Origin of the sequence: Streptomyces sp. TBY4, from assembly GCF_024213195.1 — a bacterium.
Classification (GTDB): Bacteria; Actinomycetota; Actinomycetes; order Streptomycetales; family Streptomycetaceae; genus Streptomyces.
In genome coordinates, this window is the sequence record NZ_JANAVF010000005.1 from 136,402 (window position 1) to 149,655 (window position 13,254).

Annotated in this window: 5 protein-coding genes; all 5 read right to left on the reverse strand. The window is 68.5% G+C overall.

The window, feature by feature from the left end:
* Window positions 1–225: 225 nt before the first annotated feature.
* The 5 genes from NLX94_RS14015 to NLX94_RS14035 all read right to left on the reverse strand — a co-directional run bounded on the left by NLX94_RS14015 (window position 226) and on the right by NLX94_RS14035 (window position 12,712).
* On the reverse strand, window positions 226–702 hold the full coding sequence (locus NLX94_RS14015; protein ID WP_254383037.1) for a DUF4265 domain-containing protein: 477 nt from the start codon (window positions 700–702) through the stop codon (window positions 226–228).
* The gene (locus tag NLX94_RS14020; RefSeq protein WP_254383038.1) at window positions 677–5,044 is read right to left on the reverse strand and encodes an RHS repeat-associated core domain-containing protein; all 4,368 of its coding nucleotides are present in this window, start codon (window positions 5,042–5,044) and stop codon (window positions 677–679) included. Before NLX94_RS14020 ends, NLX94_RS14015 begins: the two co-directional genes overlap by 26 nt.
* 87 nt (window positions 5,045–5,131) lie before the next feature.
* Window positions 5,132–7,576: a hypothetical protein gene (locus NLX94_RS14025; RefSeq protein ID WP_254383039.1), complete on the reverse strand. Its 2,445-nt coding sequence runs from the start codon at window positions 7,574–7,576 to the stop codon at window positions 5,132–5,134.
* A 181-nt stretch (window positions 7,577–7,757) separates the two neighbouring features.
* Window positions 7,758–11,369 (reverse strand): LamG domain-containing protein, encoded by a 3,612-nt coding sequence (locus tag NLX94_RS14030; protein ID WP_254383040.1) that lies wholly within the window; start codon window positions 11,367–11,369, stop codon window positions 7,758–7,760.
* Window positions 11,369–12,712, reverse strand: coding sequence for a VCBS repeat-containing protein (locus NLX94_RS14035; protein WP_254383041.1), 1,344 nt, complete (start codon window positions 12,710–12,712; stop codon window positions 11,369–11,371). Before NLX94_RS14035 ends, NLX94_RS14030 begins: the two co-directional genes overlap by 1 nt.
* Between the last annotated feature and the right edge of the window lie 542 nt (window positions 12,713–13,254).

The window sequence follows — 13,254 nt, forward strand, 5'->3', positions numbered from 1 at the left end:
CGGCCTCCCCCGCTCCAGCCGCGAGGCGGCGGTACGGGAGGTGAGGTGCTCAGTGGATTGGCGTGCACATAGACACGCCAGCGACCTAGGTTACGGGCCCCGGTCTGGAGGGTCAAACCGGGCCGTCGCGCCTTGACTACGCGGAGACCCCGCCGGGCAGCACCCAGCGGGGCCCCGCTCACCATGCCGCGAGCGCCGCACTTCAGTCGCTATGGCAACTGGCCACTACTTCCACCACGAAAGCGGCTCACCCTGCGCATCGAACACATTCCCATAATCCCATTCGATCCCAGCTTCAGGGAGCCGGGCGAGAACTGACTCGATTGCCGGAAATCCGATGTCGAGTGGGAATGTGAGAACTACGAGCGAGGACAGCTCTCCATCAACCCTTCCGCCAACCTCCACCGTATTCCTCTTGAGAGTCGCAATGATCTCTTCGGCAATCCCTCGATGGAAGACCTGGACGGCGATATTTCCGCCCCTCTCGATGACGTTCGCGCTTTTCGAGGCTTCGTCATAGTCAATCACATCCCCGGCCGCAACACCCCGAACAAAACCAGGGGACAGCCTGACAAGATAGCGACCATCGCTCATCCGTGTGACGGCAACGATTTCGTCGGCGAAAGCCCCGCCTTTCGCCTCTACTCTCAGCGGCAGTCCCATGAAATCGCTACGGTCAATCGAATCTTTGGTATCCGGCACCGCATCCACCTCTCTCGACACACGACTTACCAGGAGAGGGAGCTCCCCGATTCTGCGCACTGCTGTTGCATGCAGCTCCCTCAATGCAGAGATTCTCTCTCTCCAAGTTCCCCCCCTTACTCTTGGGAACGTTGACGTGGCCGATTTGCACGTTGTCGCGGTTCGTGGTTTTCATTCCACAGCGCCAGCACTGCAGAACACCGTCCCCGGCTTCCTGGGCTTTAGCGATCATCTCGTCCCGAATTGAGGTGGGTACACCCTTTCGAGCGGTCGGTCCGCCAGCACTCGCCGCCATCTGCCCCGGTGAAGCCACTTCCCCATCTCGCAACACGAAAAGCGGGAGCTGGCACGCCTCTACGTCCGTGTTGTGAACAAGAACAGGCGTGGCGCCTGCGAGCACATAGTACGCGTGGATGTCTTCAATGGTGAGGTCGTGCGTCTGGCGAAGCTCGTTGAAGAATCGCGTGCCCAACAGCTCGACCGTGGAGCCGGTCGGGGTGCGCAGACGCATCCCGGGCTTGAGATCACCGGCTTCGACGAATCGCTGTTCCACCTCCACCCAGAAGGGATGGGTGACAGTCGAAACGAGTGATGCCTCACCGGACTCGGTGGCTATCGTCAGGTCGACAAAGTTCTTGTCGTCCTGAGTGACGATGGTGCCGGCCACTTCCCGCGTCACGGTCTCGCCGGTTGACGGGTCCGTAGTGGTGATCCGATCGCCGACCTTGACGTCCTCGATCTTCCGAGTCGACCCGTCGTCCAGCAGTACTTCAGTACCGGGCAGGAAGCTGTGGCAGCCTCCGCCCGAGAAGCGGGCCTTGGCCGCTGCCAGGGCGCTCTTGGCCTTGCCGACCTTTTCCGAGGAGTTCCACCAGGCCTTGGCGCCGTCGATCAGGTCGCCCGCGAGGCCTGCGAGGCGCTTGACGAGTTGTGCTGCCTTTTCCCACTTCCACGGAGCGCCGTACTTGGCCAGGACCTTGCCGGCCAGGCCTCCCGCGAAGCTGCCTGCGATGTTCAGTGCGGTTTCGCCGCATGCGCCCAGGTCGCCGCTGGAGAAGCAGTCCAGGGCCGCCGTCACACCAAGTTCGTCCATGAGGATCTTGGTGATCTGCTTGACGGCGTTCTTGACCTTGTTCTTGGCGCCGTTCAGTTCCTTGTTGGCGTTGTTGTAGTCGTCGGTGGCGTTGTTGTAGTCCTCCTCGTCCTGGCTGGCCGGAGGGGTGTAGGTCGGGCCGCCGCCGCAGCTCGACGGGTTCTTCGAGCAGAACGCCCGCTCGTCCGGGTCGTACAGACCCGTCGGGTCGCTCGCCGAGACCGGACGGTTGTGGGCGTAGGCGTAGGCGTTCAGCTGCTGCGCGTCGTTCGTGTCGACGACCGGGTCCGGGGTGATGAACTTCCCCAGGAACGGGTCGTACTCACGGGCTCCGATGGTCGTGAGGCCCGTGGACGCGTCGATCGTGCCGCCGACGAAGCCCTTCTCGCCCTTCCAGGTGCCCTGCGGCGTGCCGCGGCTGTTGCCGTACGGGTCCATGCGGCGCTGGGTGACGGCACCCGTCGTCGCGTCGACCGAGAGTTCGGCCGTGCCGTGGTGGTCCGAAGCCAGGAAGGACAGCTTCTTGTCCGGGGTGCGGATCGCGACGCTCTGGCCCGCGAAGGCGTAGTAGCGCGTCGCCTTCGCCGTGGAGGTGCCCGCGTCGAGGCGGAGCTCCATGCCCGGGAGGTACACCGTGGTGCCGGTGGCGTCCTTGCGCTGGATGCGCCCACCGTCGGCGCCGTAGAGGAACGTCGTCTCCGACGCCTCGTTCTTGGCCGGGGTGGTGACGTCGTCCGGCTGGCTGTTCTTCACCGGGTTGCCCGAGGAGTCGTACTCCAGGGTCTGGGTGTTGCCCCCGATGGTGCGGGTGGTCGTGTTGCCCGCCGCGTCGTAGCCGTACGTGTACTGGCGGTCACCGGTCGGGGTGTTCTCCACGACCTTCTGGACCTGGTGGGTCCCCGCCTTGTAGGTGAAGGTGCGCTTGACGTCCTTCGTGGCGTTCAGGCCGGTGTCGTGCGCCGTCTCGGTGAGGCGGTTTCCGACCTTGTCGAAGGTGTACGAGTTCCAGTACGGCGCCGGGCCGCCCAGCGCGGAAGCGCCGGGAGCGGTGTTGCACGCCGCCGGGCCCGAGCCCGAGACCGGGACCTGGCTGCCGACCGTGCCGGACGCGGCGGCCGCGGCCTTGGTGGTCGTCGGGGTCCAGGACTCCGTCATGCGGTTCTGGTAGTCGTACCCGAAGCACTGCAGGTCCGGTGTGCCGGCGCCCGCGGTGTCCGCGATGGACTTGACGTTGCCGATCTGGTCGTAGGAGTAGTTCGACTCCTTGGCCGGACCGGTGGTGGAGCCGTACACGTCCAGCTTCGACTGCATCAGGCGGTCGGTGCCGGTCTCGTACTGGAAGGTCTGCCAGACCTTCTTGCCGCCGTTGTTCAGCTCCAGCTGCTGGAGCAGGGTGCGGCCGGACCAGATCGCATTCGTGACGTACGACGTGGTGCCCGTCATGCTCTTCAGGCGCTGGACGTCGTCGTAGCCGTACGCGAGCACTTCGGCGTCGAGGCCGCCCGCTGCCGGGAGCCCGTCGCTCTGCTTGGTGCCGTCACGGTTGTAGGCGCTGGTGAAGACGTACGTGCCGGTCAGGCCCGTCCCCGAGGAGGCGGGGACCGTGTAGGCCGTCTTCAGCGGCTGGTAGAACTCGTCCATCGTCTGGACGACCGAACCGAAGTACTCCGTCGCGTTGATGTAGCGCAGCGAGGCGTAGCCCTTGCCGAGCCAGCCGGCCTTGTCGTAGCGCTGCTCGGTGAGCTTGGTTCCGGTAGTGGCCGGTCCGTCCCACGTCGTCAGCGTGCGGCCCAGCTTGTCGTAGACAGTCGAGATCGTCTTGCCGCGGGCGTCCGTGGTGGAGACGGGGCGGTCGACCTCGTCGTACGTCGACGTGCGCTTGCCCGAGTCCGGGTCCACGGCCTCGATGGAACGGCCGAGCTGGTCGTACTTGTAGGACCACGTGTTGTTGGCGGGGTCCGTGACCTGCTTGAGCTTGCCCGACGGCGTGTACGCGTACGCCGTCGTGTCGTAGCCCGACGTCGGGCCGTTCGGCACCGGGGAGGCGCCCTTGTAGTGGCGCACCTCGGTCGTCTGGCCCTGGGCGTTGACCAGGGTCGTCGTCGGCGTTCCGCCGACCGGCGGGTCGATGTGGGTGCGGTCGCCGCCGTGGACGTACGTCGTACGCCACTGCTCGCCGCCCGACACCGAGAAGATCTCCGCCGTGGTGCGGCCCAGACCGTCGTACTCGTACGACTGCTGGGCGCCGACGTCGCCGTTGCGCACGATCAGCAGTTCGTCCGAGGCCGCCCCTGCCGCGTTGTACGTCGCGTGGGACTTCGCCACCTTGCCCGTCGGCGTGTAGAAGGTGTCGGCCACCATGCGGGTGCCGCTCGGACCTTCGGTCTGCTTCTGGCGGGGGCGGAGGAGGCTGTCGTACAGCTGGTACTCGGCGCCGTACGTGCCGTCGATCTCGATCTTCTCGGTCTTGACCGAGACCGGCTTGTCGAGGCGGAAGTTGTAGCCGTACTTGATGCTCGGCGTCTGGGCGGCGCTCTTCGAGCGGTCCGGGAGCCAGACCGAGGTCAGACGGCCGAGGGGGTCCAGTGCGAGATCGCTGCGCTTGCCGTTCGGGTCGGTCTGGCCGATGGACTGGCCCCAGGCGGGGTCGTAGTCCGTCGTGGTGACGTGACCGAGGGCGTTGGTCGTCTTCACCTGGGAGATGAGGCCGTTGGCGTCGGTGTACGCCGTCTTGGACTCGGCGCCCGAGGCGTCGATCTGGCTGGTCGGCCGGCCGAAGGTGTCGTAGGCCGTCGTACCGGTGACCTGGTAGGCGGCGGTGGTCCCGTTGTGGGAGGTCATCCGCTCGGTCTTCGTCGCCTTGCCCACGGTGGGCGCGGCTCCGAGCGCGAGGCCGTCGTACGAGGTGCGCTGGTCGGAAAGGACCTGCGTCTTGTAGTCGGGAGTCGCGGCGCAGTTGACGGAGACGGTCTCGACCCGCGAGGCCGCGCCGAGGATGTTGGCCGCCGCGTTGTCCGCGTAGGTGGTACGGGTGCAGGTGTCGTCGGCCGGGGTCGACAGGTCGCCCAGGTCCTCCGACTTCAGTACGCGGCCGGTGCCGTTCGTCACGTCGTGCGTGGTGTTCGACTCGGTCTCGCGCCGGCCGTCACCGCCCTCGGTCACCGAGTAGCCGCGCGTCTTGACGGTCTTGGTGAAGGAGGCGTGGCTCGTGCCCCAGGTGTTGGTGTCCGTCGCGGTGTAGTGCCGCATCGGGGTCTTGATGACCTTGGAGATCAGCTTGTCGCCGTCGTAGGTCGCGGTTTCCAGCTCGTGGCCGGTGAACTCCTTGTGGTCGGTCTACGTGCCGCCCTCGGAGTCGGTGACCTGGACGCTGCGGGTGCCGCCCGCGGAGTCCTTGTCGCCGTCCATGCCCTGGAGGTACGTGTAGTCGATCCGGGTCTTCGGGCCGGTCTCGCCGCCGTTGGTGACCTTGACCTTGCCGTAGCCCTGCCAGCCGCCCCAGGTGAGGTACTTGTCCTCGGTCATGCCGTCGGGCTCGGCCTTACGCCACGCCGCCGGACCCTGGTAGTCGTAGTAGGTGACCGAGTCGGGGGCTCCGCCGGTCCGGTCGGTCTCGATGACCTGCGTGACGACGTACTTGTGGAACCAGTCGGTGATCGGGTCGAGGAACCCGGGCGGGGACCAGACGACCGGATAGCAGCGCTTGGTGGACTCGCCCGGCTTGGGCAGGGCGGCCTTGGTGCACTCCTCCGGGGAGTAGGTGACGTCCAGCTGGGCGCCGGTCTCGCTCAGTACGGTGGCGAGGCGGAAGCGGTGGAAGGCGGCGATGCTCTCGTCCGTGCTGTCCACGCGGTTCTTCAGCTGGGTGCCGAAGAGTTCGACCGAGGGGACCTTGGCGGTGCCGCCCCTGCGGCCCTCGTGGTCGATCTTGTTCAGCCACAGGGTCTTGGACTGGTCGCCGTTGTCGGTGAACAGGTGCGTGAACGTCCAGGCCTCGACGTCGTCGTAGGCGGTGGCGTCCTTGCGAATCTGCGTGGTGACGCCGGTCAGCCGCTGGCGGGTCCAGAAGGACGCAGCGACCTGGCTCGAACCGCACTTGGTGCTCGGCGCGCAGTACCGGTCCATCGGCACGTCCGGCCAGTGGGCGGCGTTCGCCGTCTTGAAGTCGGCCGGGAGGCACTTGAAGGTCTCCGTCGGCAGGCAGCGCTCCTGCGTCGTGAACACGACGCGGGCCGGGGCCTTGGCGGAGTAGACGGTGGCCTCGCGCTGACCGTAGTCGATGCGCTTGAGCCAGCCGCCGGCCGTGTACGGGGTGCCGTTGACGTCGGTCTTGCCGTTCAGGGCGTAGTGGTTCGTCTCCTTGCCGTAGAAGTACGACATGACGTTGCCCTGGGCGTCCTTGACGTAGTCCAGGTTCCAGCGCCAGGCCTGCTGGCAGGAGGCGTTCGCGAAGGTGGCGTTGTAGCAGGGCTCGCCCGTGTTGTTGCCGAAGACGGGGGCGGTCCAGACGGAGTCGGTCACCTCGTTTCCGGTGGCCCAGCCCGGCAGACGGTTCTTGCCGAAGTAGTACTCGGTGCCGTCGGTCGTGGTGATCTTCCAGTGCTCACCGTTGTTGTCGCCGTTCACGGCGCCGGTGAGCTGCTCGACCTTGGAGCCGTCGTCGGACGCGAACCGCCACTTGCCGTCGGTGTCGTCCTTGACGAGCTCGGTGGCCGAGCCGTTGAGCATCACGGTGGCGTTGTCGAAGGCCCAGCACTGCTCCGCAGAGCCGGTCTGGCCGTCCTTCGCGCAGGGCTTGTAGTTGCGCGTGACGTAGCCCGACTCGTACGAGAAGCCCTCGCCCAGCCAGGAGCCCTGGTTGTTGGTGTCCGAGGTGCGGCCGTCCGCGGACTGCGAGGAGTAGCCGAGGCCGACCGTCGGGACGAGCCCGCCGGGGACGGGAGGCGTGCGCAGCGGGTACGACCAGGAGAAGCCGCCCGAGGAGTTCGAGACGTTCCACTTCGCCGACGGGGCGAGCGGGGTGGCCGCGTAGTTGCCCTGCGAGGACGAGTCTCCGGCGGCGAGGGCCACCATCGAACCGCCCGAGGACGGGCCGGCCGCCATCGTGGACATGCCCGCCGCGCGCGCCGGAGCGGTCACATCGGCCGAGACGGTCTTGGTCTTGGCGTTGTTGACCGTCTTCAGGGGCTTGGGGAGTTCGGGGCAGGCCGCGGTACCCGGCTGCGCGACCGCCGCACAGGCCGGCAGCTCGACCAGGGTCAGGCGGGAGCCGTAGCCGCCGCCGAAGCCGTCGGCGAACGCCGAGTAGTCGACGTTCAGCCGGACCCGGCCGCTGTCCCCGGCGCCGTCGGCGCGCTGGACCCGCAGCAGGGCGCCGGCGCCGAGCGCGGTGGCGCGCTCCGGCGCGAGGACGTCGACCTGGACCTTGCCGGGGCTCTTCGCCCCGCCGACCGCCGCGGAGCGGAAGGAGGTGGCCGGCGCCTTCGGCGCGGCCTCCTGCGGGGTCGTGACGGTGACGGGCAGCCCGCCGACCTTCACCTGGGCGGCCGGGGCGGCGGACCCGGTCGCCGGGACGGCGACCTCGGCGGTGCCGCCGACCGGCCAGACCGGCTTGTCCAGCTTCTGGACCGCCGACTTGGCGGTCTGGTTCGCGGGACGGGGCTTGGACTTGCCCTTGGTTCCCTTGACGGGGTCCCCGAAGTCCTGGACGCCGGGCTTCTTGGTGCCTCCGGGGGCGGCCTCCAGGGCCTGGACCGAGGAGGCTGACAGAGCCAGGCTCAAACCTATGACGACGGAGCTCAGCGCCCGTCGTGAGATGCGCCGATTGAGCAATCGGCCGCGTAGAGACATCAGTGAACTCCACAGAGAGAGCGGGAAGGTGGTGCGTGGTGGTGCGTGGGCCGACAGGCCTGCCCGCGCCCGGTGGGGCGGGCAGGCCTGTCGGAAGGGGAACTGACAGGGGTCAGCGGTCCGTCAGCTCGGCGACGTTCGCGAGCTGGATGACGCCCTGGCCGTCCACGGCGCCGTTGTACGCGCGGACCTCGTCGATGGAGCCGGCGAAGTACTCGGGGCTGCCGAGGGACGAACGGCCCACCTGGAGCCCGCCGGTGGCGGCCCACAGGGTGTTGTCCGTGCCGCTCGCCGAGGCCGCGAGCTGGCCCTCCACGTAGAGCTTGATCTGGCTCGCGAAGGCGTCGTAGACCACGGCAAGGTGCTGGCCGGCGGGGTTGTTGTCCGGCAGGGACTGGTCGTCGGAGAGGACCTTCTTCGTGGCGGTCGTCGTGTCCGCGCCCGCCACCACCAGCTCCCAGCGCTTGCTGGTCGCCTGGTAGCGGACCTGCACCCGGTTCGCGTTCTTGCCGGGCAGCGAGAAGACCGTCTGCGACGTGGGGGAATCCTTCACGCTCAGCTGCACCCTCGCCGAGAGCGTGAAGCTCGTGGCTCCGGTGACGGGCGCCGTAGCCGCCGAGACGTAGTCCCCGTTGCCGTCGAGGTTCAGGTGACCCGTTCCGACCATGGCCGGAGGGGCTTCACTGAAGGGGTCGGGGTCCTGGACGTAGACGGCCGCGTTGCCCGCCAGGGTCAGCCCCTGGCCGCCCGCGATCTCCGGAGAGACGCCCGACTGGGCCGCGTTGAGCTGCCAGTAGCCCTTGCGCTCCGGCTTGATCTTGATCAACTCGGAGAGCTGGCCCGGTGCGAGGATCCGGTCGAACACGCGGACCTTGGCCAGGTCGCCCTCGAAGGCGTTCTCGTAGCCGGTCTTGGCAAGCTGACGGCCGATCTGGAACGGGCCGAAGGAGCTCCACGGGGCGCGGCGCTGGACCTCGCCCTTCAGCTCGGTGCCGACGTACAGCTGCTGCTTGCCGGTGCTGCTGTCGTAGACGCCGGTCAGCAGGACCCACTGGTCCTTGACCGGGGTGACCCCGGTGGCCAGGGCCTTCCACTCGCCGAGCGCCTCGACGTCGGAGGAGGGGGTGGTGAACTGCCAGGTCTTGGCGACCGCGTCGTAGCCGAGGACGAAGCCGGGCACGCCGACGCCGTCCTGGCTGACCGCCGTCAGGCTCCGGCCGAGGTTGGACGGCTTGACCCAGGCGCTGACGCTGAAGCTCTTCGCGGTGTCGAGGACGGAGCTGTTCGCCTCCGCGTAGGCGTTGGCCGTCCCGTCGAAGCGGGCGGCTGGCTCGACCTTGCCACCCGGGCCGTCGACTCCGAGGAGGACGCCCGAACCGTAGGAAGCGGGGAACTTGTCCTCCTCGTCCTTGGCCACGTTGCCCTGCTTGTCCGAGAGGTTCCACTGCGCGGCGACGGGAGCGCCCGCCGACACGTAGAAGTTGTAGCGCGCGCGGGCGCTCGCGCGTCCGGCACGGTCGTACGCCTGGACGTCGACCCAGCGCGGGCCCGGCCCGGTCGGGGTCCAGCTCACCGTGGCCGGTCCACCCGCGGTGGTGTTGGACACCTTCCTTTCGGACTCGCCGGTGAAGGTGTACCGGTACTCGACCACGTCCGTGTCGGGCACGTTGTCGTTCGGGTTCGGGGAGAAGGTGAAGGAGCCCGGAACGCCCACGCCGTCGTGGTAGGTGCTGTCGGACGGGTACTGCGCGGACCCCACGTTCGGCGCCCCCGGAGACGTCTTGTCGATGACGAACTCGCAGAAGCCGCTCTCCGGCCCCCAGCCGTCACCGTCGTACGTGGCGACGCTCCAGGTGGTGATGCCCTCGGGGAGGGTTGTCCTCGCGTCGTGGCTGAACCGGGTCGTGGACGTGGGTGCCTTGAACGGCGTGGTGTATTGGTACTCCTTGCCGACGCCGCCCTCGATGTACCTCACCGTGAAGCGGACGGCGACCTGGTCGGTCTGGCCGCCGGCGTGGTCCTTGTCGTTGGCTATCGCCTCCAGTCGGGGCGCGGAGTCCACGACCGGGCGTCCCGCCCCGACCACGCACGCGCCACCGGGGTTGGAGCTCATCTGCGCGGCCTGGATCTTGCCGGGCAGGTTGTTGTAGTCCATGGACAGGTAGGCGTTGCCGCAGACCCGCTTCCAGCCGGGGAAGTCACTCTCGTCCTGGGCCTTCAGACCCAGGATCATCGAGTCCCAGTCGTTGTTCAGAGCGGAGCGGATGTCGTTGGCGAGCGCGCCGTTCGCGGCCGACTTGAAGTGGAGGTTGGCCTGGGAGCCGCAGCTGGTGGGCTGGATCTTCTCGTTGACCGTTCCCAGGTGCGTCGACCAGACGCTTGCGGAGTTGCTCCAGTTGCTGCCCGCGACCACGCGGGAGTCCTTGTTGCCGACCCGGTAGAGCTGGATCGGTTCCGCCTTCGCGTCGGCCCAGTACACGTGCTCCACGCGGGCACTGAAGGTGGCGCCGAGGATCTGCTTGCCCTTGTAGAAGGACAGCGGCATCTGGTACATCACGCGGCGCACGCCGACGCCGTCGCACGACTTGGCGCTGTAGTTCGTCGGGCACTTGCCCACGCCCGCGCTGCCGGAGTACTCGTGCTCGCCCACGGTGGGCTTGCCCGACATCACCGCCGTCCAGGTGGAGCGGTAGAGCGTGCGGTTGATGGGGTCGATGACGACCGGGAAGACGGTGGCGCCGTCCGTCAGCAGGTTCTGGTCCGGGACCAGGGTCAGCTTGTCCTTGGACAGCTCGACGCCCATGGCCGCGGCCTTGCCGCCGCCACCGGGGCCCGACAGGGCCGGCTGGGGTGCCGCGGGTGCCTGGGCCGCGGACTTCGCCGCGGGGGCATCGGCGCGCGCCGACGCGAGGGAGTCCGCGACGGCCTTCGGGCCCTTCTTGCGGGCCGCCTCTTCCACGACCGAGGCCGAGTCCCACATGGTGGCCCGGCCCGACTGGAAGACCGTGCCGCCGACCGTGCTGTCCTCGGCGTTGAGCGCTCCCGTCGCGTCCTTCTTGTACGTGACCCCCTTGGTGCTCAGGCCCATGTCGAGGCGCTTCAGGCGCGGGTCCGCGGCGGCCTCCCTGGTCTTGACGACCAGCAGGTGGCCGAAGCCGTTCGACTCCGCCCTGACCTTGAGGTCGACGCCGGGCAGGGCGTCGGTGTAGGTCGCGGTGTCACCGTCGAGGACGGGCGCGCTCAGCTTGCCGTAGGGCCAGGTCAGCGCCATCTCGTGGGTGCCGCGGCGCAGGGTGACGAAGGGCTTGCCGGCCTCGCCGCCCGAGAAGACGAGGCCCACCGTGGTCGCCTTGGGGGCGACGGAGCCGTCCGGGCGCCGGACCAGGTTCTTGTCGACGTCGACCCAGGCACCTCCCTTGATGGCATGGACCGGCTCGGTGTACTCGCGGGCCGTGAACGTGCCGTCGGGCGCGGCGAGGATCGCACGGGTCTCCGTGCGCATGCCGAGCACCTCGACCTGCTTGCCGCTCTTGCGGGCGGCCGCCAGGGCCTCCGACTCGGTCTGCACCGGAGTGCCCGCGGCGACCGGCTCGGGGGCCCGGGTCTCCGGGGTGACGGCGGATTCCAGGCCGAGTCCGGTGACGGCCACGGCCGCGGCCGTGACGGCGGCCAGCACGGCCCGCCGCAGGACGGTGCTGCTGAGGCCGGATGTCTGGTTCGGCATCATCGGACCGCCGTTCCGAAGGTGACGGCGTCGGCCGGGATGCTGCCCTCGCCGGGCTTGAAGGTCTGGGTGGGCGCCCCGGACGAGGTGACGTTGTGCGGGTAGAGGTAGACGGCGCGGGCTGCGGCGGAGCCGTAGGGGGCGCCGACGTAGAAGCCTGCGGGGCCGGCGGCGATGCTCAGGCCGACGTACATGCGGGGCTCGTCCAAGGGCATTCCGGCGCCCGGGGCGATCAGCACGTCGCTGGTGCCCGGGGAGCCGATGAGGGGCATGATCTGCACCTGACCGCGGTCGGCGACGCCGTTGGAGCCGTCCTCTCCGGGGACTCCGATCGCCATGCGGGTCTCGGTGGGCGTACTGACGTCGTTCACCGCGGTGTTGACGGCGGCGACGCGCTGACCGAAGTGGTCACCCGGCTCGCTCACGCTCAGCACGTTCGTGGAGTTCTGGTCGATCCAGCCGGTCTGCGTGTAGGCACCGGCCGCGTCGAGGCGGAACACCTGCACGGCGCCGGCATCGGTGATCGTGCCCAGGTCCTCACCGGGGATGCCGACCACCAGGAGCGACTCCGTGGTGCTGGTCGCGCCCGCCTCACGGTGGGGCACGGCGGCGAGCGACGTGGCGAACCCGTCGCCGGCCTGGCTGGCATTGCCGACGTTCGGCGTGTTCTGCGTGATCACGCTCAGCGGCTTCGGCACGCCGGAGACCAGCGTGTGGCTGAAGATCGTCACCGACCCGGCGTCCGCGAGGGTGCCCTCGGACTCACCGGGGGCGCCGACGGCGAGGTGCGTGGGAGTGGCCGCGAGCGAGGTGCCGAAGCGGTCGTAGGACTCCGCGGTGTCCGGGACCTCTCCCGCCTTCGCGTCGTCCTGGTCGATGCCGGCGGAGGTCACGGTGGTCGCACCGGAGAAGTAGATGACGCTGCCCGCATCGATCGCCGCGCCGCGGTCCTCGCCCGGAACCCCTACGGCGAGGAAGGGCACACCGGTCGAGGACTTTCCGGCCGCGAGGGAGTAACCCATCAAGTCCTGCGGCTCGGAGGTGGCTCCGGTCAGCGGAGCGGCACCCTGGTGGTAGTTGGCCGTGGCCTTGCCCGCGCCGAGACCGGTGGCGGAACCGTAGACCACGAGCACCCGCCCGACGTCCACGACGGTGCCGTTGTCCTCGTACGGGGAACCGATCGCCAGGTCGCTGCATCCGTCGAGGTCGGCGTCGTAGACGGCCAGCGCGTGGCCGAACTGGTCGCCCGCCTCGGACGTGCCGCCCTTCGCGGCCTCCTGGGTCAGCTCCAGGACCCCTTTGCCGCCGCCGTACACGATGTGCACGATTCCGGTCTTGGTCACACCGTTGACGGTCGCGCCCGGATCGGCGATCGCCGTGTCCCGGATGCCGTCGCCGTTGAAGTCCGACTCGGCCCCGGCCGGTAGCCGCCACCGCCGGACCGGCGAAGGGGGCGGAGCCCACCGTCAGGGTGAAAGCGAGGGCCGTGGCCGACAGGACCAGTGACCCCCTGGCGGCATACCGCCTGATCGCGCCGCGTGGCGCGAAGGGTGTTGTGTTCACGTAAGCGTTCCGTCTTCGTCGATTTTCAGGGTGCCGAGGCGGCCGCCGAAAACCAGGACGGAGTATCAGAGCGTGAAGACGTGCAAACAGAGCGACCTCAGGGCGCGGTCATACCCGCGCAGGTCGCGCAATCCCCCCACTCGTCAAAGGCCCCCCCCATGACAAGCCGCTGAACAGCGTGGGAACACGTTCCCTTGTTCACCTATTGCAAACAAGAGGCGAAGTCCGACATCTGACGATGTAGCAAATAACGGAATGATCACGCAAACGGAAGAGCCCCGCCCCGGCACCAGAAGTGCCGGGGCGGGGCTGATCAAGCGGA

What these genes read in the sequence shown, in the direction of transcription:
- NLX94_RS14020 (WP_254383038.1), bottom strand. Translation starts at nt 5,044, where the DNA reads ATGCGGCACTACACCGCGACGGACACCAACACCTGGGGCACGAGCCAC.
- NLX94_RS14030 (WP_254383040.1), bottom strand. Translation starts at nt 11,369, where the DNA reads ATGCCGAACCAGACATCCGGCCTCAGCAGCACCGTCCTGCGGCGGGCC.